The organism is Carnobacterium sp. FSL E2-0243, assembly GCF_038003605.1.
Taxonomy (GTDB): Bacteria; Bacillota; Bacilli; order Lactobacillales; family Carnobacteriaceae; genus Carnobacterium; species Carnobacterium maltaromaticum.
In genome coordinates, this window is record NZ_JBBOPM010000001.1 from 3,302,818 (window position 1) to 3,328,534 (window position 25,717).

Annotated in this window: 14 protein-coding genes and 3 rRNA genes; 2 read left to right on the top strand and 15 right to left on the bottom strand. The window is 37.9% G+C overall.

The genetic code is table 11. The annotated features are described in order from the left end of the window. Positions 1 to 21 precede the first annotated feature (21 nt). The 7 genes from aroF to MHI00_RS15560 all read right to left on the bottom strand — a co-directional run bounded on the left by aroF (position 22) and on the right by MHI00_RS15560 (position 8,645). The gene (gene aroF, locus MHI00_RS15530; protein ID WP_015075297.1) at positions 22 to 1,032 is read right to left on the bottom strand and encodes a 3-deoxy-7-phosphoheptulonate synthase; all 1,011 of its coding nucleotides are present in this window, start codon (positions 1,030 to 1,032) and stop codon (positions 22 to 24) included. 64 nt (positions 1,033 to 1,096) lie between these two features. Next, positions 1,097 to 1,960 carry a shikimate dehydrogenase gene (locus MHI00_RS15535; protein ID WP_057001029.1) on the bottom strand — a complete coding sequence of 288 codons (864 nt, stop codon included), beginning with the start codon at positions 1,958 to 1,960 and terminating at the stop codon, positions 1,097 to 1,099. 578 nt (positions 1,961 to 2,538) lie between these two features. Continuing rightward, entirely contained in the window at positions 2,539 to 3,807 is a 1,269-nt protein-coding gene (locus MHI00_RS15540) for a murein hydrolase activator EnvC family protein (RefSeq protein ID WP_341114764.1), read from the bottom strand. A gap of 351 nt (positions 3,808 to 4,158) precedes the next feature. After that, positions 4,159 to 4,872, bottom strand: coding sequence for a transaldolase (locus MHI00_RS15545; protein WP_010053633.1), 714 nt, complete (start codon positions 4,870 to 4,872; stop codon positions 4,159 to 4,161). Between the two features lie 32 nt (positions 4,873 to 4,904). After that, positions 4,905 to 6,275 carry a PTS ascorbate transporter subunit IIC gene (locus MHI00_RS15550; protein WP_015075294.1) on the bottom strand — a complete coding sequence of 457 codons (1,371 nt, stop codon included), beginning with the start codon at positions 6,273 to 6,275 and terminating at the stop codon, positions 4,905 to 4,907. Between the two features lie 12 nt (positions 6,276 to 6,287). After that, positions 6,288 to 6,575 (bottom strand): PTS sugar transporter subunit IIB, encoded by a 288-nt coding sequence (locus tag MHI00_RS15555; RefSeq protein ID WP_010053631.1) that lies wholly within the window; start codon positions 6,573 to 6,575, stop codon positions 6,288 to 6,290. Between the two features lie 15 nt (positions 6,576 to 6,590). Next, on the bottom strand, positions 6,591 to 8,645 hold the full coding sequence (locus MHI00_RS15560; RefSeq protein WP_341114768.1) for a BglG family transcription antiterminator: 2,055 nt from the start codon (positions 8,643 to 8,645) through the stop codon (positions 6,591 to 6,593). 417 nt (positions 8,646 to 9,062) lie between these two features. Here MHI00_RS15560 and MHI00_RS15565 point away from each other — a divergent pair, with 417 nt between their 5' ends. Beyond that, the gene (locus MHI00_RS15565) at positions 9,063 to 10,532 is read left to right on the top strand and encodes a glycosyl hydrolase family 18 protein (RefSeq protein ID WP_057001032.1); all 1,470 of its coding nucleotides are present in this window, start codon (positions 9,063 to 9,065) and stop codon (positions 10,530 to 10,532) included. Positions 10,533 to 10,575: 43 nt separating this feature from the next. Next, positions 10,576 to 12,888: a glycosyl hydrolase family 18 protein gene (locus tag MHI00_RS15570; RefSeq protein WP_341114771.1), complete on the top strand. Its 2,313-nt coding sequence runs from the start codon at positions 10,576 to 10,578 to the stop codon at positions 12,886 to 12,888. A gap of 207 nt (positions 12,889 to 13,095) precedes the next feature. Here MHI00_RS15570 and MHI00_RS15575 read toward each other — a convergent pair whose 3' ends face one another. The 8 genes from MHI00_RS15575 to MHI00_RS15610 all read right to left on the bottom strand — a co-directional run bounded on the left by MHI00_RS15575 (position 13,096) and on the right by MHI00_RS15610 (position 25,545). Continuing rightward, on the bottom strand, positions 13,096 to 14,532 hold the full coding sequence (locus MHI00_RS15575; RefSeq protein WP_015075290.1) for a 6-phospho-beta-glucosidase: 1,437 nt from the start codon (positions 14,530 to 14,532) through the stop codon (positions 13,096 to 13,098). A 144-nt stretch (positions 14,533 to 14,676) separates the two neighbouring features. Beyond that, positions 14,677 to 16,032 carry a L,D-transpeptidase family protein gene (locus MHI00_RS15580; protein WP_010053619.1) on the bottom strand — a complete coding sequence of 452 codons (1,356 nt, stop codon included), beginning with the start codon at positions 16,030 to 16,032 and terminating at the stop codon, positions 14,677 to 14,679. Between the two features lie 304 nt (positions 16,033 to 16,336). Beyond that, positions 16,337 to 16,452, bottom strand: a 5S ribosomal RNA gene (rrf, locus tag MHI00_RS15585). A 256-nt stretch (positions 16,453 to 16,708) separates the two neighbouring features. Beyond that, a 23S ribosomal RNA gene (locus MHI00_RS15590) occupies positions 16,709 to 19,630 on the bottom strand. A gap of 391 nt (positions 19,631 to 20,021) precedes the next feature. Continuing rightward, positions 20,022 to 21,576, bottom strand: a 16S ribosomal RNA gene (locus MHI00_RS15595). The 16S, 23S and 5S rRNA genes sit together here, the layout of an rRNA operon. A gap of 590 nt (positions 21,577 to 22,166) precedes the next feature. Beyond that, positions 22,167 to 22,799, bottom strand: a complete 633-nt coding sequence (locus MHI00_RS15600) for a histidine phosphatase family protein (RefSeq protein WP_015075287.1) — start codon at positions 22,797 to 22,799, stop codon at positions 22,167 to 22,169. Between the two features lie 42 nt (positions 22,800 to 22,841). Further along, the gene (locus MHI00_RS15605) at positions 22,842 to 24,275 is read right to left on the bottom strand and encodes a helix-turn-helix domain-containing protein (protein WP_341114775.1); all 1,434 of its coding nucleotides are present in this window, start codon (positions 24,273 to 24,275) and stop codon (positions 22,842 to 22,844) included. 97 nt (positions 24,276 to 24,372) lie between these two features. Next, positions 24,373 to 25,545 carry a DUF916 and DUF3324 domain-containing protein gene (locus tag MHI00_RS15610; protein ID WP_341114777.1) on the bottom strand — a complete coding sequence of 391 codons (1,173 nt, stop codon included), beginning with the start codon at positions 25,543 to 25,545 and terminating at the stop codon, positions 24,373 to 24,375. Between the last annotated feature and the right edge of the window lie 172 nt (positions 25,546 to 25,717).

A 25,717-nucleotide genomic window follows, 5' to 3' on the forward strand; every position in this document is an offset into this window, starting at 1 on the left:
CAGCTCCTAACTTGTTTAGATTTAAATTTCTTTCAGCATTGCAGATAGTTTTGTGACTTTATTCATCATATCCATGTAGTTTTCAGGAGTTAATGATTGAGGTCCATCAGATAATGCTTTTTCTGGTTCAGGGTGAATCTCAACCATCAATGCATCCGCCCCAGCAGCAACTCCTGCCATCGCCATCGGTGTTACCATATCCCATCTGCCTGTTCCATGACTTGGATCAACCATGATTGGGAAGTGACTTAATTTTTTAATTGCCGGTACAGCACTTAAATCAAATGTGTTACGAGTGTATGGTTCGTATGAACGAATTCCACGTTCTACGAAAAGAATATTAAAGTTGCCTTCATTAGCAATGTATTCTGCTGCATGAATCCACTCATCAATCGTTCCTGAAATACCACGTTTTAAAGCTACAGGCATACCAGTTTTTCCAATCGCTTGAAGTAATTGGAAATTTTGCATATTTCGTGCTCCAACTTGTAACATATCTGCGTACTTACAAACTAATGGCAAGTTTTCAACATCCATGACTTCAGTAATAACTTTCAAACCAGTTAAATCAGCTGCTTCACGCATGTATTTTAGTCCTTCTTCTTTCAAACCTTGGAAAGCGTAAGGGGACGTTCTAGGTTTAAATGCTCCACCACGCAAGAATTGTGCTCCACCTGCTTTTACAATTTTAGCTGTTTCAATAATTTGTTCTCTTGATTCAACTGAACAAGGACCTGCCATCACAACTAAATTACCATCACCAATTTTAACGCCACCAACATCAATAACCGTTGGGCTTGGATGGAATTCACGACTGGTTAATTTGTAGGTAGAGGATATTTGAACTGTACGATCTACACCATCGTAGCTAGCAAATGGTAAATCATGTGCTCTACTTGTATCCCCAATGACGCCAATAACCATTCTTTCTTCGCCATCGTTCATTTGTACATTTAAGCCTTCTTCTTTCACGCGTGACACAACCGCATTAATTTCTTCTAAAGTTGCTCCTGATTTCATAATAATAATCATTGATAATTCCTCCTGTTTTAAGAAAGCTATGCTTTCTAGTCCGTTTTATTTTTAATCTATCTAATTAAAATAGTAATTCTTTAATTTCTGCTACTGGCATTTCTTTGCCTGTCCATAGTTTAAAAGCAGCTGCTCCTTGGCCAATTAGCATGCCTAAACCATTTAAAGTTTGACAGCCTTGTGCCTTCGCTAATTTTAAAAGTGCTGTTTCACTAGGTGTATAAATCACATCTGCTACAACTAAATCTGAACGCAACAGACTCGCATCAGTAATTAACGACTGCCCTTCTAAAGGTTTCATTCCTACTCCTGTTGCATTTACAAGTATAGCACTAGCAGCTATTTCTTGACGTAATAAGTCTTCATCCGCTAGATCATGTAGCTGAATATCGCAACCCGTTTCCGCTTTAATACTAGCAATTTTATCAGCTGCTGTTGCAAAGAATGCATCTTTCGCATTAAAAACAGAAATTTTTCCAACGCCATCAAGTGCTGCTTGAATTAGAATCGCAGTTGCTGCTCCGCCGGCACCCAGAATAGTCATTTGTTTGCCAATAATTGAAATACCATTCATTTCTAAGCTACTCATAAAACCTGTACCATCTGTGATATGTCCAGTTAAAACTCCATCATCATTGACGATTGTATTAATAGCTCCTGCCATTTTAGCGGCTGGTGATAAATGATCCATATACTGACAAGCTAGCTGTTTGTTTGGCATCGATAAATTGGCGCCACGCATACCTAATGTTTTAATCGATTGAATCGCTGCTGGAAGTTCTTCTTTCCCAACTTCAAATGCTAGATAAGCATAATCTAATCCTAATCTTGCAAAAGATTCATTGTGCATTTGTGGTGAAATGCTATGTCGAATCGGTGTTGCAAATAAACCAATTAACTCCGTGTGTCCAGTAATTCTTTCTGACATATTAAACTTCCTCCTCGCTTATTCAAAAAAACTAGCCTCAATACAGACTTTCATAAAACTTAGTGACGTTACAAGTAGAACCTAGCTAACAAAAAAAGCATCCCATTCAGATTTATCAAAAATCTAAAGTGGATGCTCCTCTTACGAAAGGGTACTACGCCTCTTGTAAAAAATATAAAAGCCACAATAGATTTTCTTACGAATCTATGTGGCGAATTTGGTCAACTTAAAATTCCCTAGCCATCATAGATACAAACAGTGTTTGTGTTTGCATCCATGAGTAACATGACTACAAACCTACCTAAAATAGCTAAAGTAACGATTATTCAATTGTCGTTTATTATTTTTAGAAAGATTCATGTCCGTTCACTCCATAACTAAATTTTTGAATTGACCCTAGTATAGAAAACTTTTGGGCATCTGTCAATTGTTTTTTTATTTTTTTATCTAACTACTTCAGCATAAATGCCAAGCTTCTCTTCCAAAACCTTAGAGTAGCATGGCATTCATACTTCTAAAACTCATTATATTTTAATCAAAACTTTTTCTTACTTCGCTACATTTATTTTGGACAACTCTTATAAGCCTAATAAAGGAGCAGGATCAACAACATTACCCATTCCGCCATCTTGAGCCGTTCTAATTTCAAAATGTAAATGTGCGCCATCAACTTGGCCTGTAGCACCTATTGCACCAATCTGTTGACCTTTAGTCACAACATCCCCAACCTTAACAGACTGTGATGATTGATGAGCATAGAGAGTCCATGTTCCATTGTCATGTTGGATGACTGTTGCGATTCCATAGCCAGAAACAGGCATCCCGTCATATTGGGCAATCACTACTCGGCCAGACATTGAAGCATAGATAGGCGTACCTACCGCACCGCCAAAATCAATTCCCTTGTGGAATCCATTGGCATCATATCCAGAGCGAGGTCCATAAGAAGAAGACACTGGAGCATTAGTCGGTCTCCCGTATGCCCCCGTACTAACAGATGGCGTTCCTCCACCTTGTGGATTTTCAGCTGGTGGAGCTGCTGCAACTGTTGTATTCTTAGCCGCTTCTGCTGCTTTAGCATTAGCTAATTGGACAACACGTGCAGCTTCAGCATCTTCAGACGCTTTTTTGTCAGCTGCAACTTTGGCAATTCTCAAGTCTTCAGCTTCTTTTTCTGCTGCTGCTTTTTGGGCTAAAAATTTATTCTTATCGCCTTCTGCGGTCGCAGTATCTGCTGCTATTTGAGCGACAATTGATTCTTTTTCTAGTTTTTGTGTTTGCAATTTCTCTTGAGTTTTAGCTAAATCTGCTGCTAAAACCTTTTGTTCATCACTCTTTTTCGCTACTTCTTTTTCTTGTTTTACGACTTGCGCTTTGTCATCTGCCTGTTGTTTAACCATTGCTCGGTTAGCTGAAACCATCTGTGCGACAACATCTACCCGTCCAATGATATCCGACATTGACTTTGCCTCTAACACAAAATCTATGTAATTTTGCGTATCTCCATTTACTTGAACAACACGAGCTTGTTTTTCTAGCTGGTCTTCACGTTGATCAATTTTTACCGTCAATTCTTGATTCTCTTGTTGCAATGTATCCATCTTATTTTGAGTCGCTTGCATATCGACTAAAATTTGTTTGGATTTTTCTTCATTTTGAGTCACGTTTGTTGTTATTTTTTCTAAGTCGGTTTTTGTATTTTGTGATTCATTTTTAAGTTCATTAATTTTTTTATCTTGCTCTTGAATTTTTGTATCAAAATCTTCAGCAAAAACAGTTGTAGTTGTGACAATTGGCGTTGCAAATAACGCAATCAACAAAACTGTTTGGATAACTTTTTTAGTCAAATTTATTTCCCCCTGTACATTCCTTCGCTACTATCTTAAGTAGCTATCTTATCTAGCAATTATACTTACTTTTTGTAGTATAGCACAGTTTTCCAACTTTATAATTTTCTTTTTGGTTACAAACAAGTGTCAAATCATTACTAGCTAGTCAAGGTGTTGTACCTATCATCTTTCGAGCTTCATTTATGAATTATTAAGATTTCATTTTCAACTTAATTTAGTTTTAATTCCTAACTAAACACAAAAACTCTCTTTATCTAACTTTTTAAATCCTTTAAGTTTCACTATGTAAAAACTCCACCTAAACGATTTTTTCATCTCGTTTAAGTAGAGTTTTTAGCTAACTATCTATTAAAGTATAGAATATCCTAGAGCACGTATATCCCGATTAAATAGTTTAACTGTATCTAAGGACAATTCTTTTAAATCCATCCCAATCATCGGTAGTTTTGCCAAAATTTCGGGCGTACATGTGATAATATCCGCTTTTGCTTCTTGCGCCTGAAAAATATTTAAGACTTCACGAGAACTGGCCCATAAAAGTTCTGTACCTTGCTTACTATGGCATATCTCAGCAGCTTTCCGCATTAACGGCATCGGATCAACGCCCGTATCCGCAGCACGTCCAGCAAAAACTGAGACAATATTCTCTGTTCCTTCTTTAAAGGCTGCAACTGTTTCTGTCACTTGTTCAATTGTTAAGATAGCTGTTACATTTAATGAGAGACCTTTTTCAGAAAGTTTTTTAATTAGTGGAATTGAGGATTCACCATTAGTTGTTGAAATAGGAATCTTCACATATACATTTTTCCCAAAGCTAGCTATTTTTTCAGCTTCTTGTTCCATTGTCACAAAATCATCGGCAAACACTTCAAAGGAAATAGGTAAATCAGGAATTGCTGCGACTGCTTTTTCCGCAAATTCCGTATAACTAGTAATCCCAGCTTTTTTCATCAGGGAAGGATTCGTTGTAAAACCAGTTATTTTCCCAGATTGATAGGCTTCCACCATTTTATCAATTTCGGCTCCATCCGCATAAATCTTAATCGTTAATTCTTGTGTCATTTTAATTCCTCCATTTCATTTCATAAAACTAATTAATCAACATCCATTTCGCCATTGTTAATCGCTATTTTAGATGGACGTATAATTGTTGGTAAGATTAGTACAATCAGTAGGATTGCTACCAATCCATAGATACCAACAGCACCCATCCATTCACCCACTTTACCTAATACAATCCCAATAACACCAAAATCAATATCGCCAAACGTCGTATTACTAAATCCTAAACTTCCTAGCACTGGTAAAAGTAATGCCGGTAAGAACGCTAAACCAAGGCCATTCACAAACGCGCCAATAATTGCACCTCGTCTACCACCCATTGCATTTCCATAAACACCTGCAGTTGCGCCACAGAAGAAATGCGGAACTAAACCTGGAATAATGAGTACACTTCCTGCATACCCTAAAATGAACATACCTAGCAAACCACCAATAAAGCTACTAACAAAACCTAGGATTACAGCAGTTGGTGCATACGGGAAAAAAACAGCACAGTCAACAGCAGGAACAGCATTCGGAATTACTTTTGTAGCAATCCCTTGGAAAGCTGGAATTAAATCGGCTAAAATCATGCGGACTCCTGCGTAAACAATCGCTACACCAACGGCAAACTGTAAGCCGCATAAAATAGCATAAAGAAAAGGCGATTTTCCGTTTGATAAAGTCGCAACAAATTCAGGTCCTGCTGCAATTGCAGCTACTAAATAGAAAACGACCATTGTTAAAGCTGTTGAAATGGTTGTATTTCTTAAAAAACTCCATTTTTCTGGAACTTTGATATCTTCGGTACTAGCACTCCCTTTTCCAACAGCTTGACCAATTGCCCCAGCAACAAAATAGCCTAAACTACCAAAATGTCCCATCGCTACTTCATCGCCATCCGTCACCTTCAAAGTAAACTTCTGTGTAATTGCTGGTGAAATTGAGCTCCATGCACCTAGGAAGAAACCTCCCACTAAAATCATTTGCCAACCGCTAAATCCTACAGCTCCTAAAACTGCTGATAATAAACACGCCATGAAAAAGCTATGATGACCAGTTAAAAAAACATATTTATAGCGTGTAAAGCGAGCAATGAGTAGATTGAAAATTAAGCCAAAGATCAAGATTGTCATTGTCTCGACACCTAATAAATCTTGCGCTACTGAAGTAATTGCCTCATTATTTGGCACGACTCCCTTGATTTTAAACCCAACTTCAATCATTTTAGACAACGGCTCTAAATTAGATGAAATAACTCCAGCACCAGCCGCCAACATTAAATACCCTAGAATTGGACCTAATGTCCCTGTCAACACTTTATGAAGTGGTGATTTTAATGCAATTAATCCAACCATGGCCATCAATCCCATTAAAATCGCCGGTTCACTGAGTACGTCTTTTAAAAATTCTAATATCCCCATTTACTTAGCCCCCTATTTTTTTGTTTCCGTTAACTCTAACAATGTTGGCAATACATCTTCTTTAATTTTTTTCTTATTCATATAACTTCTTGTAAATACAACTTTTTGATTATCTTTAAAAACATCGGCAAACTCTTTGACTGTTACAAATAAATCCGCGACTTTCCCTGCTGCTGCATTGGAGTCAATCGATTCTGCATCAATTTCAATTTGATTTTCTTTAGCAATTTCTTCTAATTTTAATTTCAGCATCAAGCTACTCCCAATCCCATTCCCACATACCGTTACAACTTTAATCATTATAAATCTCCCCTTTCAATTGGCTGTTCCCTCATCTTTTAACTTTTGATACAGCTGATCTTGATCTTTTGTGGCGATTAAAGCAGCAATCTTTTCATCATCCTCTAAAATCTGAGAAAGTTGCTTCAGAGCAGTAAGATGACCGACATTGTCAATGGCTGCCAACACAAATATCAACTGTACCTCTCGCTCTTCATCATATTCCTGAGTCAAATTAAAATTCACAGGCTGGCTTAAATGTAATAAACTAATGCCTAATTGTTGAACTCCATCCTCAGGCCTCGCATGCGGCACGGCTACTTTAGGAGCCAACACAATATAAGCTCCCATTTCTTTCACATTTTCAATCATTGCAGCAACATACGCTTCAGTTACAAAATTTGCTTTTAATAAAGGTTCCGTTGCAAGAGCAATAGCTGATTGCCAATCTAAACTTGCATCACTAAATTGAATAAAACGTTTCTCTAATAACTCGGTCAATGTTCTTCCTCCTTGGGGTTGCTCTGAATCGATACCATAAAGCGCGCTAGATAATGATTCATATAAGGCTTTTTCATTTTTTATTTCTGTGTGTTTCTTTACAATTTTCATTAATGCCGCAACATCCACAGCTTGAGAACCAGTTTGGTTTTCAAAATCATCTAAAACCGTACGTTTTAACATCTCTTTTTCAACAGGATTTAGCATTGGTTTAGCCAAATACACTTTTTTTGTCGTTGGAAAATACGTTGTCGCAAATACTAAATCATACTCTATTTCTGGAATTAACTTAGCTTGATCAAGACTATGAACTGGATGGAATTTAATCTGAGGAAACAATTCTTTCAACTGCGCATTCATCATTAAAGAGGAACTGATTCCATTTGGACAAATTGTTAATGCTCTTAAACTTGGTACTAGGCGTTTTATAACCGGTAACTGTCCGCCAAAATGAATTGTAAAATACGCAATTTCATGACTAGGAATAGCTTTACCCAAGCTTTCAGCCAATGGTTTCAGCCCTTTCTCTACCAAATAATACAGTTCACTATAATCTCTTTTAATTTGACTACCGTATGGATTTTCTAAAGGTATCTCAAAAAAAATTCTGAAATAAGCAGGCACTAAATGTTCAAATAAACTGCGACTCAAACTATTTTTATCAGGGTAAATAGTACCTGTCAGCACTTGAACACGTTCAATAATCGCTATAGTTAACTCTTTAAATTTTTTGTCTTGATGAAATTGTTTCGTCCCCTGTAACGCACTCAATAGTCGCGTTGTTACAAAAGCTCCTTCCATTTCTGAATCAGAATCTAATAATTGTTTGGCTACTTCTTGACCCAAATTATGCAAAGGCTGCTTTTTGATAAATACTAATTCTTTTGCATTAAATAAAACGACTTTCCTTTGTTTTCTAACTTTTAATAAACACAGCAACCAAATAAATTCTGTTAAACGTTCTTGCACAAAAGTGACTTGATATTTTTTTGATAAGGCTAATAGTTCTTGACTAATTTCATGTTGACTAGGAATAATTTGCCAAAGTTGAAAAATTAGCGTCAATGTCCATTCACCAATTGAAAGAGCGAGTAGTTTACTAATTGCATATTCTGCTAACTTACGAATATTCTGTTCTGAACCGATAAAATGATACCCCATTTTTCGACTATAACTAAACTCTAAATGATAGCTACTACATAACCTCTTAACCTTTTTCAAATCCAATAAGACTGAATTTTTGCTAACCTGCAACAAGTCTTGATAATGACTATTTGAAATAGCTTCTTGAGCGATAAAAGTATATAAAATAATTAAATAAATCCGTTCCTCTTGAAACTGAATATCACGACGCTTCAAACGTTCTCTTTCTGCCTTCCACCCTTCTTTCAGTTGATTTGAAATAACTAGCCTACCAGTTTCCAATTGGATTTTTGGCAACTGTAGAAAAGCCAATTCAATATTAATCTGGTCAATTTCATACCAGAGCTTTTTTTGTGAAATTTGATAGCGCCTAGCAAGTTCTTTTACCGATTTACCATTTTGTTCTGTCAAAGAATTAATTAAAAAAATAGATTCATTTGTTAGCATTTTTTTACTCCTTCTTTATAGCTTTAACCTTACGATAAAACGCTTACTTTTAACATCTTTATTTAGCCCTAATTGTTAGACTCTATTTACTTTAGCTTTGTGCTCTTCTTAAAATGAATTTTACCAGTTTAACAGGGTAAAATTCCATAAATCTACCATTGACTAAAAAGCAATATTATCCGATTTCTATTATTAAAATGGAAATAAAAAAGAAATCTTCATTTTCATATTTGTGTAATGATTGTAATTGTTTTTTTAGTGTGTAAAAAAGAGTGTGTTACCCGCAAAGCTTTAAGAAAGCGTTTTACATAACTACAAAACTTGGCATGCTATTTGCAATTAACACTTATGCAAGCCTTTAAAACAAGTTTTAAAAAGCTTGTTCATATTTAAATATAACGTAGGAGGAATTTCAAGATGGAGAAAAGAATTTATTTAAAAGGTTTTTTAGCTGGTGCAGTAATATTAGCAGGTTTATCTTTCAATGGAATTAAGAGCCATGCTGCAACAGATGACGCTTCCGTAATGCCCGATATTTCTAATAAACAAATCTTAATGGGCTTCTATCACAGTTGGCAATCTAAAGGCAATGATGGCTATCAACGTGGCACATCTAAAGATCTTGATTTAAGAGAAGTACCCGAAGCTTACAACGTAGTAGCAGTCGCATTTATGAAAGGTACTGGCATCCCAACTTTTAAACCTGATGGTCCAACTGATGCAGAGTTTAGAGCCCAAGTTGGTGAATTAAATAAACAAGGTCGCCCCGTCTTAATTTCCCTTGGTGGAGCTGACGCTCACATTGAATTGCGTTCTGGTATGGAACAAGCATTTGCCAATGAAATCATTCGATTAGTTGAAGTTTATGGATTTGATGGATTAGACATCGACTTAGAACAACTAGCAATCACTGCCGGCGATAATCAAACTGTGATTCCAGCAGCACTAAAATTAGTTAAAGATCATTATCGTGCTGAAGGTAAAAATTTTATCGTCTCAATGGCACCAGAATTCCCATATCTAAAACCTAATGCTCCTTATGCAAAATATATTTCTTCATTAGAAGGCTATTACGATTTCATTGCGCCTCAACTATACAATCAAGGTGGCGATGGCGTTTCTGTTGGTAGTGATTGGATTGCACAAAATAATGATAGCAAAAAATTTGAATTCCTTTATTATATGGCAGACTCACTAATTCATGGTACTCGTGGTTATATCCAAATTCCTGCTAATAAATTAGTTTTAGGTATTCCAGCCAACAACGATGCCGCAGCTACTGGTTTTGTTAAAGATCCACAAGCAGTTTACCAAGCCTTTGATAAACTGAAAACAGATGGAAACCCTGTTAAAGGATTAATGACTTGGTCTGTTAACTGGGATCAAGGTAAAAATAGTGCTGGTGTTGGCTATAATGGTGGGTTTGCTAACTCATATGCAGACTTAATTGGAACTGGATCAACTACTCCAATTCCTGATACAACACCACCTACGCAACCGACTGCATTAAAAGCAGATAAAGTTGAATTCAATCAAGTGTCACTGAGTTGGACAGCTTCAACCGATAATGTTCGCGTTGCCAAATATTTAGTTTTTGCAAATGGACAATTAGTAGGAGATACTCGTAGCACAAATTATCTAGCAACTAGCTTAAAAGCGAACACTGCCTATGATTTCACTGTTCAAGCTGTAGATGCTGCTGGTAATAAATCAACTATCAGTGCTCCACTTAAAGTAACAACAGCCGCAGAACCACAAACAACTTGGAGTGCTACAGCCATTTATGTTGGTGGCGATAAAGTAATCTATCAAGGTAAAACGTATCAAGCACAGTGGTGGACTCAAGGAGAAACTCCAGGGACTGCACAAGTATGGAAACTAATCTAGTAATCAATCATAGTCTTTCTAAAAAAATAGATGAGGTGGAAAAATGAAAAAGAATAACCGTAAATTATTTGGAACTGTCTCCGCTTTAGCACTTACTTTAACATTAGCAACAACTACAATTGGTAGTTTAGCCGCACCATTACCAGCAAAAGCTGCGGAAGCTACTGCCACAACTGCCCCTTATCGTAATGTGATGTATTACGGTGATTGGTCGATTTGGGGTGGCGAAGGTAACTTTTATCCAAAAGATATTCCTGCTAGCCAATTAACTCATTTAAATTTTGCTTTTCTGGACTTTGATAGTAGTGGCAATTTAAAATTCACTGATAAAGATGCTGCAGTTGGAGCACCTGTTGGTCAAGAAGGAGTTCAATGGGGCGGAGCTAATGCTGGTGTTATCAATGCACTGCAAGATTTAAGAGTCGCAAATCCTAACTTAAAACTAGGAGTTTCTATTGGTGGCTGGTCAAAATCAGCTAATTTTGCTCCTGTTGCTGCCAATCCTACTGCCAGAGCTAACTTTGTGGCAAACGTCATGAAATTTATTAAATATACTAATATGGATTTTGTTGATTTAGATTGGGAATATCCAGCTTCTGTTAGAGAGCCTGATAAAGTCGACAATAAAAACGACGAAGGAACACCTAATGCGACACCTGCTGATAAAGCAAACTATATCACTCTGCTACAAGATTTAAGAACAGCCTTAGACAATCAAGGAACAGACATTGGAAAACGCTATGAATTAACCGTGGCTCTTCCCGCTTCACAAAATACGTTAGCTAATGGGGTCGATATTCCAGCATTATTTAAAATTGTTGATTTTGCTAATATGATGACTTATGACATGCGTGGTGCCTGGAGTCCAACAAGTGGACATCATACTTCATTATACGGAAATCCTGCAGATCCGGATTATGCTCAAGGCTTATCGGTTGATCAAACCGTTAACTATTTAACAAAACAAGGTGTTGATTCAAGTAAAATCGTTATTGGTTCAGCCTTCTATACTCGTGGGTGGAACAAAGTTGCTCCGGGAACAAATACAGCACAACCAGGTTTATTCCAAGCAGCTGAAAAAAATAATAAAGATGCTGATTTGAGTCCAACATATGGCGCTCCAAATGAAAAAGCCTTAGCAACTGGTGATGGCGGCCGTGCTGGTGGAGTTTGGGCTTACCGCAGTATTTCAACTTTATTGACTAAATCTGATGGCTTAACTGAATATTGGGATGATGTTGCAAAAGCGCCTTATCTTTATAGCAAAAAAACAGGTGAATTTTACAGCTTTGACAATCTACGCTCAATTGATTTTAAAACAAAATATGTAAAAGACCAAAAACTAGGTGGGGTCATCTCTTGGATGCAATCACAAGATAAACCAACTACTTCAACAAAACGTGATGAACTAACTACCGGTATTAAAAAAGGCTTGTTCGGAGATGCAACATTGCCAACTTCTACAACGATTTATGCACCTTTAGACATCGCTGTAACCGTAACACCTTATAGCGAAAACGGTGTTGGATATGAAATCACAGTAAAAAATAACGAAAAAGCAAATGAAAGCAATGAAGTCTTAAAAGCAACTGAGCTTTCCTTTGAAACAATTAAATTGCCTAAATTTACTATTCCAACAAACAGCAATGAAGTGTTATCTGCTGGAGACTACAAAGCTGGTCAAGTGAGTGTTGCAAATGGCAACACTGTGATTGATTTAAGTGGTGTTTACGATGCTCAACAAATTCCACAAGGCTCTAGCTATACTTTCCGTTTGAAATCTAGTGCAGCAACAGCAGATGTTTCACGCATTAGTGAAATTAATTTAGCACAAAGAATGGCAAAAAATAGTGGTGAGTTAGGCAAACAACTTATTTTTAAAAATGACCAAACAACACCTCAACCAGATCCTAGTGACAAAGAAGCACCGAGCATTCCGACTGGTTTAAAAACAGGTACTATTACAGGAAATCAAATTGATTTAACTTGGACTGCCTCTACAGATAATGTTAAAGTAGCCGGTTATAAAATTTATCGTGATGGTATTGAAGTAGGTACAACGGTTGAACCTAAATTTAGCGATACAAAACTAACTGCTTCAACTAAATACAGTTATCAAGTAACTGCATTTGATGCCAGTGGCAATAGTTCAGCTAAAAGTGGCACTCTAGCTGCAACTACTACAGCTGACACAACTGTCCCAGATCCAGGTACTGCACCTGCTTGGGATGCAGCAAAAGCCTATAATGCTGGCGATTCAGTCACTTATGGCGGTAAAACGTATAAAGCTAAATGGTGGACTCAAAATAATATCCCTGGTACAGAGCAATGGGGACCATGGGAATTAGTAAATTAACAATTATTGAATAGTTCCCCCTATATCATTAATTATGAGCGTTTTATTTGAACACTTCACCTAAATTAAGCTCATTAATTTTTCTAATCCCTATCCCTTATAATGCTATATAGAAAAACCGAACTGAGAAATTAGTTCGGTTTTTTCGTGAGTTTATTTTTAATTTCCCATAAAAAAAGAGTGCTGAATTTCAGCACTCTAAGAGGATTAATCTAATGTAACACCATTGCTGGCAATAACTTGTTTATACCAGTCAAATGATTTTTTCTTCTTACGATCAAGCGTTCCATTTCCATCATTATCTTTATCAACATAGATGAAACCATAACGTTTTTTCATTTCACCAGTTCCCGCACTCACTAAATCAATACAGCCCCATGGTGTATACCCCCAACATTCTACTCCGTCAGCAATGGCTTCACCCATTTCTCTAACATGTTCGCGCAAGTAATCAATACGATAATCATCATTGATTGATCCATCTGCTTCAACAGTATCAACTGCACCTAAGCCATTTTCAACAACGAATAATGGTTTTTGATAACGATCATAGATTTGGTTCATTGTTACGCGTAAACCAAGTGGATCAATCTGCCAACCCCACTCACTAGCTTTCAAGTAAGGATTTTTAAGAGTGGCAAAAACATTGCCTTCTGTTTCAGCATTTACTTCTGGATCCGCACTTGTTAGGCGTGAAGAATAGTAGCTAAATGAAACATAATCAACTGTATTTTCTTTCAATACCTCTAAATCGCCATCAGCAATTTCAAGTTTAATATTGTTTTCTTTAAAGAAACGTTTGCTGTAGCTTGGATAATACCCGCGTGCTTGGACGTCAATAAAGAAGTACCCTTCACGATCTGCTTCTAAAGCAGCCCAAACATCATTTGGATTACACGTATTTGGATACGTTGCACCTGCTGCTAACATACATCCAATTTGATTATCAGGATCAATTTCATGCCCTAATTTAGTTGCCATTGCAGAAGCTACTAATTGGTGATGCGCTGCTTGGTATTTCACTTGTGCTGGATTTTCTTCTTCACTAACATCCATGCCACCACCAAAGAATGGGATATGCAAAATCATATTAATTTCATTAAAAGTCATCCAATATTTAACTTTCCCTTTATAACGTTTGAAAATCACATCGCAGTAATTCAAATAAAAATCAACTAGTTGACGATTTTTCCATCCACCATAATTTTCAAATAAAGCTACCGGCGTGTCAAAATGATTAATTGTTACTAATGGTTCAATCCCATATTTATGACATTCATCAAATAAATCATCATAAAATTTTAGTCCTGCTTCATTCGGTTCTTTTTCATCACCTTTTGGAAAAATACGTGCCCAACAAATAGACGTTCTAAATGTTTTAAAGCCCATTTCATGTAGCATTTTCAAATCTTCTTTGTAGCGATTATAAAAATCAATTGATTCATGACTTGGATAGAAGTCGTATTTTGTTTCGATTGCTTTTTTAGGATTAGATAACGCTTCCCAACGTCCATGAGCCGCATCAGGTAAAATATCTACTGGTGATAAGCCCTTTCCATCGGTTAAATAAGCTCCTTCAGCTTGGTTAGCAGCAATTGCGCCACCCCATAAAAAGTTTTTTGGAAAATTTGATTCGTTTGTCATAAGTTCAATTCCCCCTGGATTCATTTTCTGATAACGCTTTACTTTTGTATCATACCATATGTAATGCATTACAGGTCAAGAAAAAAAACAATGTTTGCTTAGGTTAAATTTCACCATAGCAAACATTGTTTATATAATTATTGATTAAAAGACTAACACGGGTGTTCCTAAATCAGCTTTTTCATACAATTGCACCATTACAGCTGGTGGAGTGTTAATACATCCATGAGAACCAACTGTTTGATACAGTGTTCCACCGTACGCAGGTTGCCATGGTGAATCATGAATACCGACACCATTCCAATCAATTGGCATCCAATGATCAACTGGTGTTGCATAATCTTCTCCTTTTAAGGTTGCATTTCGTTCCTTATTCCAAACTGAGAATACACCAGCAGGAGTTGGAGTGGCAGGTTTTCCGGTTACAACATCTGTTTCTAAAACAAGTGCACCTTCACGATAATACCACATATGCTGATTCACTAAATCAACTTCAATATAGGTATTTCCCACATCTACGCCATATCCAGAACCGGCAACAATTGGTTTACGATCTTGTAAATCTGTTTTAGTTAAGATATCAGCAGCAAGAGCAGGTGCTTCTTTATCAACTTGTAGTGTCCAACCATAGGTCCCAGCTGGCACTTGAACTTCACCACGTCTAGTACTTTTAAAAGTTCTTGTTTTTTCATAGGTGCTATGTTTATCACTTAAGCCTTGTAAATAAACTTTCACACCTGCTTGATCAACAGTTACTTCACCTTCAGGACTTTCACTTAACCAGCTTAGTAATGTTGCTGGAGGTACGGTCTCTTTTTGACCACTAATATTATACGTGATAGTCAACTTACTTAAAGACTCTAGTTTTGCCAAACGTTCCTTCAAACCAGCATCATCTGACATAACTGTTGGTTTTTGATAACTAGTTTCTAGTTTTATTTTAGTATTTCCAGAATTAATACTTTCTGCTAATACTTTTTTTACTTTGTCTAAATCAAAGGTATCTCCCATTACTTCTTTTTCAATAGTAAAACCAGCTGCAGTCTTTTCAACTTTTGCATTTTCAGGTTTGACACGAGACTCATTCGTCAATGGTAAATTTTCAACAAATTGATCAAACGTAGCTTGATCATAAGTTACATCTTTCAATTCACTCTTTGTACTTGTTTTTTTAAGCATACGTACTGGCCAGCTCCAGCCATTTTGGTCATTTTTCAACTTAGTTAAATCTTTTGTAAAATCATCTGTAATCCCAATATCTACGCCTTTAAAAGTAAAAAGTTCTTTACCATTTTCTGTTGCACTAAATTCTTTATTTTGGTAGTGGTTTTTCAATTCATTATTGGCTTCTGAAACAGTTTTATTTTCAATGGCAAGGCCATCTACTACTGTATTTGGTAAAAATTTATTTTGGTATCCGATACTTTTAAAAATATAAATACCAGCTATCACCACAACAATTGCTGCAATTAGCCCAATAATTGTTTTCTTTTGGCTCATAAATCTCAGTCCTTTTTAGCAATCTTATTGCTTTATTTTAGCTTTCACTAATTTTTAGTTAGCCTTCTTATAGTGTATCATTTTCATGACAAATAATAAACAAATATATTACATTACCCATCTTATTTTAACTTATTTAAGAATTTCTTCATAATTCTTATCGTAGCTTACTTATTACTTAACTCGACAATATATATTCCTTCATTTATTTTACTAAATAATGAAGATTCTATCTAATTATTTGCCTTGAATAAACAAAAAAAGAACTATTTTTCAATAGTCCATTTTTTCGATTGAATCTTTTGCGTGGCAACGTCCTACCCTCACAGGGGGAAACCCCCAACTACTCTCGGCGCTGAAAAGCTTAACTGCTGTGTTCGGCATGGGAACAGGTGTATCCTTTTCGCTATCGCCACCACACAATTTTTTTACAACTTGCGGCGCTACTCTGCGTCTGTTTCCTTTACTCCACTCCTCATGCACACTAGTGCATTCCGGGGTTCGCTCAGTTACATCCTTGATTAGCTTGCAATTTGTTAAAAAATGCTTGTTTAGGTTGATGGTTACATCGACACTAAACTGCGATTCAATTATTTAGTTGTAGAGAGTTTGATCTCTCAAAACTGGAACTGTTTAAAAAGTAATTGTTTTGGAAACGTTCTTCACCGTTTATTTCTTGGTTAAGTCCTCGACCGATTAGTATTGGTCCGCTCCATACATCGCTGTACTTCCACTTCCAACCTATCTACCTGATCATCTCTCAGGGGTCTTACTCACTTACGTGATGGGAAATCTCATCTCGAGGGGGGCTTCACGCTTAGATGCTTTCAGCGTTTATCCCTTCCACACATAGCTACCCAGCGATGCTCTTGGCAGAACAACTGGTACACCAGCGGTGTGTCCATCCCGGTCCTCTCGTACTAAGGACAGCTCCTCTCAAATTTCCTGCGCCCGCGACGGATAGGGACCGAACTGTCTCACGACGTTCTGAACCCAGCTCGCGTACCGCTTTAATGGGCGAACAGCCCAACCCTTGGGACCGACTACAGCCCCAGGATGCGATGAGCCGACATCGAGGTGCCAAACCTCCCCGTCGATGTGGACTCTTGGGGGAGATAAGCCTGTTATCCCCAGGGTAGCTTTTATCCGTTGAGCGATGGCCCTTCCATGCGGAACCACCGGATCACTAAGCCCGACTTTCGTCCCTGCTCGACTTGTAGGTCTCGCAGTCAAGCTCCCTTCTGCCTTTACACTCTACGAATGATTTCCAACCATTCTGAGGGAACCTTTGGGCGCCTCCGTTACTCTTTAGGAGGCGACCGCCCCAGTCAAACTGCCCGTCTGACACTGTCTCCAGCCACGATTAGTGGCTAGGGTTAGAGTGGTCATACAGCAAGGGTAGTATCCCACCAATGCCTCCATCAAGACTGGCGTCCTGACTTCTATGGCTCCTACCTATCCTGTACAAGCTGTACAAACACTCAATATCAAACTGCAGTAAAGCTCCATGGGGTCTTTCCGTCCTGTCGCGGGTAACCTGCATCTTCACAGGTACTATAATTTCACCGAGTCTCTCGTTGAGACAGTGCCCAAATCGTTACGCCTTTCGTGCGGGTCGGAACTTACCCGACAAGGAATTTCGCTACCTTAGGACCGTTATAGTTACGGCCGCCGTTTACTGGGGCTTCAATTCTTAGCTTCGCCGAAGCTAACCAATCCTCTTAACCTTCCAGCACCGGGCAGGCGTCAGCCCCTATACGTCATCTTTCGATTTTGCAGAGACCTGTGTTTTTGATAAACAGTCGCTTGGGCCTATTCACTGCGGCTGATCTTTCGATCAGCACCCCTTCTCCCGAAGTTACGGGGTCATTTTGCCGAGTTCCTTAACGAGAGTTCTCTCGCACACCTTAGGATACTCTCCTCGACTACCTGTGTCGGTTTGCGGTACGGGCAATTTCTTTCTAACTAGAAGCTTTTCTTGGCAGTGTGACATCAGAAACTTCGGTACTGTAATTTCCCTCCCCATCACAACTTGTCCGTATAGAAGCAAGCATTTAACTCACCTCAAGACTCATTGCTTAGACGCACATATCCAACAGTGCGCATTTCTTAGCCTCCTGCGTCCCTCCATTGTTCAAACAAAAGAAACTGGTACAGGAATATCAACCTGTTGTCCATCGCCTACGCCTATCGGCCTCGGCTTAGGTCCCGACTAACCCTGGGAGGACGAGCCTTCCCCAGGAAACCTTAGTCATACGGTGGACGGGATTCTCACCCGTCTTTCGCTACTCATACCGGCATTCTCACTTCTAAGCGCTCCACTAGTCCTCACGGTCTAGCTTCGACGCCCTTAGAACGCTCTCCTACCATAGAACCCTAAGGTTCTATCCACAGCTTCGGTGTACTATTTAGCCCCGGTAAATTTTCGGCGCAGGGTCACTCGACTAGTGAGCTATTACGCACTCTTTAAATGATGGCTGCTTCTGAGCCAACATCCTAGTTGTCTAAGCAACCCCACATCCTTTTCCACTTAATAGTAACTTTGGGACCTTAGCTGGTGGTCTGGGCTGTTTCCCTTTCGACTACGGATCTTATCACTCGCAGTCTGACTCCCGGATATAAATCAATGGCATTCGGAGTTTATCTGAATTCGGTAACCCTAGAAGGGCCCCTAGTCCAAACAGTGGCTCTACCTCCATGATTCTTAATTCCGAGGCTAGCCCTAAAGCTATTTCGGAGAGAACCAGCTATCTCCAAGTTCGATTGGAATTTCTCCGCTACCCACACCTCATCCCCGCATTTTTCAACATACGTGGGTTCGGTCCTCCAGTGCGTATTACCGCACCTTCAACCTGGACATGGGTAGGTCACTTGGTTTCGGGTCTACGACCACATACTCATTCGCCCTATTCAGACTCGCTTTCGCTACGGCTCCGTCTTATCAACTTAACCTCGCATGTAATCGTAACTCGCCGGTTCATTCTACAAAAGGCACGCTATCACCCATTAACGGGCTCTAACTATTTGTAAGCACACGGTTTCAGGAGCTCTTTCACTCCCCTTCCGGGGTTCTTTTCACCTTTCCCTCACGGTACTGGTTCACTATCGGTCACTAAGGAGTATTTAGCCTTGCGGGATGGTCCCCGCGGATTCCGACGGAATTTCTCGTGTTCCGCCGTACTCAGGATACACAACAGAGTGAACTTTGTTTCGATTACGGGGCTTTTACCCTCTTCGGCGGACCTTTCCAGATCGCTTCTTCTACAAAACTCATTTATGACTCTTAATGTCGTGTCCTACAACCCCAAAGAGCAAGCTCTTTGGTTTGGGCTCTTCCCGTTTCGCTCGCCGCTACTCAGGGAATCGAATTTTCTTTCTCTTCCTGCAGGTACTTAGATGTTTCAGTTCTCTGCGTCTACCTCTACTAGCCTATGTATTCAGCTAGCAGTAACATTCTATAAAAAATGCTGGGTTCCCCCATTCGGAAATCTTTGGATCAAAGCTTACTTACAGCTCCCCAAAGCATATCGGAGTTAGTCCCGTCCTTCATCGGCTCTTAGTGCCAAGGCATCCACCGTGCGCCCTTATTAACTTAACCTAATTTATCTGTATTACTTCCTACTTCTTCGTCCATTTCGTGTTCTGCGATGCTCACGTACGCTAGTACGCTCTGCTTCTCAAACCCTTCATGCCCTCGAATTAGAAACCACTACAACTAAATTTTTATCGATGGTATTCCCGAAGGAATCTCATGATGTTAGTCAATGATTTTATTCATTATCTTACGATAAGAACTAATTAAAAAACTCATTTAAAACGCGGTGTTTTCTCGGTTTCTTACTTTAATTACTTTTTAAACAGTATCCAGTTTTCAAAGAACAAAATGTGATTGACCTCTAATGAATAGAGATGAATCGTTTTGAGAGTTAGACCTCTCAAAACTGAACAAAGTAAAAACGAATGTGTGGGATTTCCGTAATATTCCTTAGAAAGGAGGTGATCCAGCCGCACCTTCCGATACGGCTACCTTGTTACGACTTCACCCCAATTATCTATCCCACCTTAGACGGCTGGCTCCTAAAAGGTTACCTCACCGGCTTCGGGTGTTACAAACTCTCGTGGTGTGACGGGCGGTGTGTACAAGACCCGGGAACGTATTCACCGCGGCGTTCTGATCCGCGATTACTAGCGATTCCGGCTTCATGTAGGCGAGTTGCAGCCTACAATCCGAACTGAGAATGGCTTTAAGAGATTAGCTTGGCCTCGCGACCTTGCGACTCGTTGTACCATCCATTGTAGCACGTGTGTAGCCCAGGTCATAAGGGGCATGATGATTTGACGTCATCCCCACCTTCCTCCGGTTTGTCACCGGCAGTCTCACTAGAGTGCCCAACTGAATGCTGGCAACTAGTAATAAGGGTTGCGCTCGTTGCGGGACTTAACCCAACATCTCACGACACGAGCTGACGACAACCATGCACCACCTGTCACTTTGTCCCCGAAGGGAAAGCTCTATCTCTAGAGTGGTCAAAGGATGTCAAGACCTGGTAAGGTTCTTCGCGTTGCTTCGAATTAAACCACATGCTCCACCGCTTGTGCGGGTCCCCGTCAATTCCTTTGAGTTTCAGCCTTGCGGCCGTACTCCCCAGGCGGAGTGCTTAATGCGTTAGCTGCAGCACTGAAGGGCGGAAACCCTCCAACACTTAGCACTCATCGTTTACGGCGTGGACTACCAGGGTATCTAATCCTGTTTGCTCCCCACGCTTTCGAGCCTCAGCGTCAGTTACAGACCAGAGAGTCGCCTTCGCCACTGGTGTTCCTCCACATATCTACGCATTTCACCGCTACACGTGGAATTCCACTCTCCTCTTCTGCACTCAAGTTCTCCAGTTTCCAATGACCCTCCCCGGTTGAGCCGGGGGCTTTCACATCAGACTTAAAGAACCGCCTGCGCTCGCTTTACGCCCAATAAATCCGGACAACGCTTGCCACCTACGTATTACCGCGGCTGCTGGCACGTAGTTAGCCGTGGCTTTCTGGTTAAATACCGTCAGGGGATGAGCAGTTACTCTCATCCTTGTTCTTCTTTAACAACAGAGTTTTACGATCCGAAAACCTTCTTCACTCACGCGGCGTTGCTCCGTCAGACTTTCGTCCATTGCGGAAGATTCCCTACTGCTGCCTCCCGTAGGAGTCTGGGCCGTGTCTCAGTCCCAGTGTGGCCGATCACCCTCTCAGGTCGGCTACGTATCATTGCCTTGGTGAGCCATTACCTCACCAACTAGCTAATACGCCGCGGGTCCATCCATTAGTGGTAGCCGAAGCCACCTTTCCTTCAAGAATCATGCGATTCCTGAAACTATGCGGTATTAGCATCCGTTTCCGAATGTTATCCCCCTCTAATGGGCAGGTTACCCACGTGTTACTCACCCGTCCGCCACTCACTTGGTTAAAGAGCAAGCTCTTCAACTTCGTGCGTTCGACTTGCATGTATTAGGCACGCCGCCAGCGTTCGTCCTGAGCCAGGATCAAACTCTCATATAAAATGATGCTTGAAGCTCATTAGTTTTGCTAGCGAATAATTATTCACTTTCTTGCTTGTTTGACTCAACCTTGTTGAGTCATCCTACACATTTGGTTCGTCTTACTTTGTTCAGTTTTCAAAGGTCTAAGTTGTTTCGTTTGTCGTTTTGACAACTTCTAAATATTAACACATGGTTAATTTGTTGTCAACACTTTTTAAAACTTTTTTTAATTTCGTTTTCCGTCGAGACGTTGTTACGTCCCGGCGACATGTATAAATATAACAGCTACAGCAAGTTTCGTCAACACTTTTTGGTAAATAAATTAAATTAATTCACAAATATGAACAATGCGTTTTCCAAAAGATACAAAACTACTATTAAAGATAAAATTACCGAACAAAGAAGCTTCAAAAAAACAAAATAATTCGCTTAAAATCCTCTAGCTCTTTTTATTAATCTTTTGCATAATTATAAATTGTTCCATTTTATTATTCATTTTTATGCAAAATTGACTATTTAAGCTACATTTGAAGCATTATCTATTGAATAAAATTCTATTTTGTACAAAAAAAGAGTAGATGTAATCAAACCACCCACTCTTTTTTCTGCTTACTTAACCTCTAAATGAGTTGTATCATTCCAACTAACAATAGAATATCCGGCTTTTTCGTCTATTTCCAAGATACTGATACTCGTATTACTGAGAAGTCCTTTAGAACGAATATCGCCAGTCTCTTTACCAATAAGTGTATGCATGATTGTTAATAGCGTCACTCCATGAGCCACAAATAATAAATCTTCGCCCGGATGATTGGAAACTGCTTTTTCCACAGCTTTTTGACTACGTTCAATTAGCTCTTCATATGTTTCTCCATTAAAAGCACTTGGATCATATTTTTCAGGGTGTGCCTTCAAATTAATATAGGCTTCTAAATGGTTCTCTTCTGCATAGGAAAAAGGCTGACCTTCCCAATCTCCGAAGCCTATTTCCCGTAAACCATCAACCTCTGTTAATGGTAAATTTAAACGACTTTCTTCTATAATATACTCTGCTGTATCTTTTGCTCTTTTTTGTGGACTTGTATACACATGGGCAAAGGAAATCTCACTTAACCTTTTCCCTGTTTCTTTTGCGGCTTCAATTGCTTCCTCCAATAATGCGGAGTCTCCATACCCACCTTGGAAGCGACCTTCTAAATTCCATTCAGTCTTTCCATGTCTTACAAAATATAGTTTTGCCATCTCTTTTGCTCCTCCTCATAAGATATTGTACCTATCATTGTATCATACCTTTTCTCTCTTTAATGGAGGGTTTAGATTTATTGAACTACTATTTATATATGAAATAAGCTGATTTTGAACTTTTTTTATTTCTCTGTCTGAGGGAAATGGAGATATTAAAAGTAGCTGCTTATCGTCTATAAAAGAGTATACATTGTCCGTTATAACAATATCTGCATTAGTAAAATCATCTGACCACTTGTAAAATTGTTCAATTTCTAGCGTTAAAATTTTTCGATATAAAAATTTTTCCCATACTTTTGGATATTCGCTAACAAAGGTCAACTTTAGTTTTTTAATTCCTACGCCACTAATTTTTAAAATATATGAGCATTCTTCTAAATTAAGTGGATACAAAAGTGTTTCAAATTCATTTTTATAATTTTCTTTTATTAATACCTGCAAAAATATTTCCGGAGAGATATCTAAAACAGATTCATTTAGAAATGATAATTGCGAAAATACAGTATTTTTCAAATTATTTTTTTTACTTCTGCAGTACATAGTCATTAATTGTTTAAACTCTTTTCCTTCCTGACTAGTTAAAGAAAAGTTAAAGAGGTTTGAAACTCTTTTCAATCCTTCAAAAAATAAAGGATTATCCATTTCTGACACATTTGGATTTATTTCTTCATAAATGAATGTAATCATCCATTGACTCTCTATTTTCAATTGTATCTTACTATATTGAGGATAGCTGTCTTCTAAACATAAATAAAATTTTTTTTCCATAGCTATACTATCTCTAAAGAAAGGAAGCCTACTTTTTACTAAAGGAAAATCTTTCATCCTTTGGAGAGAAACAGCGATAAAAATACATATTCTGACTTGCTTACTTTCCTGAATAAGATTACTTCTTATTTTAGATTTTTTTAAATAATTTTCAGCAACCTTTTTTTCAGTATCTAACAGGGAACTTCTATCTCCGTACACATAATAAAAAATTTCACTATAGAAATAACGTTTTTCCTCTTCTTCCCCACCTAAGTATATACTTCCATGTTCCGATTTAATTGTTAATCCATAACCTTTTAGCTTTACTTTTAATTCATTAACCTTTTTATAGACAACTGACGGACTATAATAGTAGGTTAAACTAAAATTTTTCAATTTAATAAATTGCTTTTGGTAAAGATTAATTAACAATTTAAAAGCGATTGATTCTTCCAAAAAATATTGTCGAATTTCTAAAATTGACGTCTTTTTAGAAATTATAAATTGAATATTTCCCTTATCAATTTTAATTCTAATCACTGCTTTATTTGCTATAGTAGTACTCTTTTTCTCCATTTCTATTAAATCTGCTACAATTGTTTTTTTGCTAACTTGAAACACATTACTAAGGGTAGCAACTGATAAATCTGCTCCTTGATTGTAATATAAATAGGAAAGTAATTTATACTTTCTCATTTGCATGGCGTCTAATAATAAATCCATTTTAATCACTTCCTTATGTTGACTATTAGTTGAAATAAAGAAAACTAGTTAATCCAAATAACATATATTTAGATTAGCTAATTCTCTTAATCTTCATTTAGTTTTTATTTGTTCTATTTTGTTCCTTTTTTTGTTTAGTTTGTATTTTTTTCACTTTTGATTTGGTTGAACTATTTTTACTTTTAGTTTCTTCTCTTTTTTTTGCTTGTTGTTTACGTTTTTTTCTGATTAGTCGCGCTCTGCGTTCTAACTCCAAACGTTTTTTCTTTTCATTTTTTATAATCATAAAAATGAGAAGTGCCCCAATTAGAATCACGATACCTACAATAATCGAAATAATCATTATCCAATTTGGTTCAGGTTTTACAACTTCCACAGCTTCTTTATTTAGTTTAGTAGATACATCTGATTTAATTTCAAAATTTTTATCAAAATTCCAATCTGCATCGCCTGATTTTGCTTTGATATGCACAGTATATTTACCAGGATTTAGTTGTTCATTGTCCCAACTAATCGGATAATCAAAATTTGAATTTGGTGCCATTGATAATCCTTTTTTATTAGTTTCATGCAAAACAGTTGTTGAATCTTGCTTAGTTACAGATGCATTTATATCTAAATCATTGATAATTTTTGATTCCGTATTTTGTATATTTGCAGTTATAGCTGTACGGTAATTCTCTAATGCTGGTTTAACTTTATTTAATTTTATTTTTGGAGAAACCATAGTATCTGTTTCATTTAATCGTATTCCGATAACATAGGAGTATTGATTCTTTATCTGAACACTCTCATCCTTTTTGGCTTTCGTATCATCTACTTTTTTTTGAATATAAAAGCCACCCAAAATGTCTCCACTATATTCCTTTTCAGGCATTTGAATCACAAAAGTAACTTGCTTTGTTTCTTTTGGGTTTAATTTCACTTCTTGCTTACCAGAAATAATGGATGTTAATGGTATTTTTAAGGTAGAATCTAATTTTGCTTTTTCTTCGCTATAATCAATAACACCATTTTGATTTGTTGTGGCATTATTAGGAGTGATAAAAATACTCGTTTCTTCATCTCCACTATTTGATACAGTTAAACTAATTTCTTGCCTTTGACCCGGGGTCATTTTTAAATCAAAATAGGTTTTCGCTTTATCAATTTGATTTTCTGGAATATCCGCTTTTACTGAATAAGCCATTGAATCAGCTTGACTTTCTTTTGGAAAACTAATGATGCATATAAAGATTATAGATAAAACTATCAGGAATTTTTTTTTCATTGTATGGTACCTCCAACTTATTTTCAGTTTATTTACGAATACCTTACCGAACTAGATCGTTTATCTAGTTCGGTAAGGTATTCGTTAGAACAACAGTTTCGTAGCCAAGCTACTTTTTATTTAACTTCTAGTCAAGTAGTGTCTTCCAAAATCTATTCAACCCATCAGTATA

Bases quoted from the DNA above. Each gene is read 5' to 3' on its own strand.
- aroF (WP_015075297.1), bottom strand. From the start codon at position 1,032: ATGATTATTATTATGAAATCAGGAGCAACTTTAGAAGAAATTAATGCG.
- MHI00_RS15535 (WP_057001029.1), bottom strand. From the start codon at position 1,960: ATGTCAGAAAGAATTACTGGACACACGGAGTTAATTGGTTTATTTGCA.
- MHI00_RS15545 (WP_010053633.1), bottom strand. From the start codon at position 4,872: ATGACACAAGAATTAACGATTAAGATTTATGCGGATGGAGCCGAAATT.
- MHI00_RS15550 (WP_015075294.1), bottom strand. From the start codon at position 6,275: ATGGGGATATTAGAATTTTTAAAAGACGTACTCAGTGAACCGGCGATT.
- MHI00_RS15555 (WP_010053631.1), bottom strand. From the start codon at position 6,575: ATGATTAAAGTTGTAACGGTATGTGGGAATGGGATTGGGAGTAGCTTG.
- MHI00_RS15560 (WP_341114768.1), bottom strand. From the start codon at position 8,645: ATGCTAACAAATGAATCTATTTTTTTAATTAATTCTTTGACAGAACAA.
- MHI00_RS15565 (WP_057001032.1), top strand. From the start codon at position 9,063: ATGGAGAAAAGAATTTATTTAAAAGGTTTTTTAGCTGGTGCAGTAATA.
- MHI00_RS15570 (WP_341114771.1), top strand. From the start codon at position 10,576: ATGAAAAAGAATAACCGTAAATTATTTGGAACTGTCTCCGCTTTAGCA.
- MHI00_RS15575 (WP_015075290.1), bottom strand. From the start codon at position 14,532: ATGACAAACGAATCAAATTTTCCAAAAAACTTTTTATGGGGTGGCGCA.
- MHI00_RS15580 (WP_010053619.1), bottom strand. From the start codon at position 16,032: ATGAGCCAAAAGAAAACAATTATTGGGCTAATTGCAGCAATTGTTGTG.
- MHI00_RS15600 (WP_015075287.1), bottom strand. From the start codon at position 22,799: ATGGCAAAACTATATTTTGTAAGACATGGAAAGACTGAATGGAATTTA.
- MHI00_RS15605 (WP_341114775.1), bottom strand. From the start codon at position 24,275: ATGGATTTATTATTAGACGCCATGCAAATGAGAAAGTATAAATTACTT.
- MHI00_RS15610 (WP_341114777.1), bottom strand. From the start codon at position 25,545: ATGAAAAAAAAATTCCTGATAGTTTTATCTATAATCTTTATATGCATC.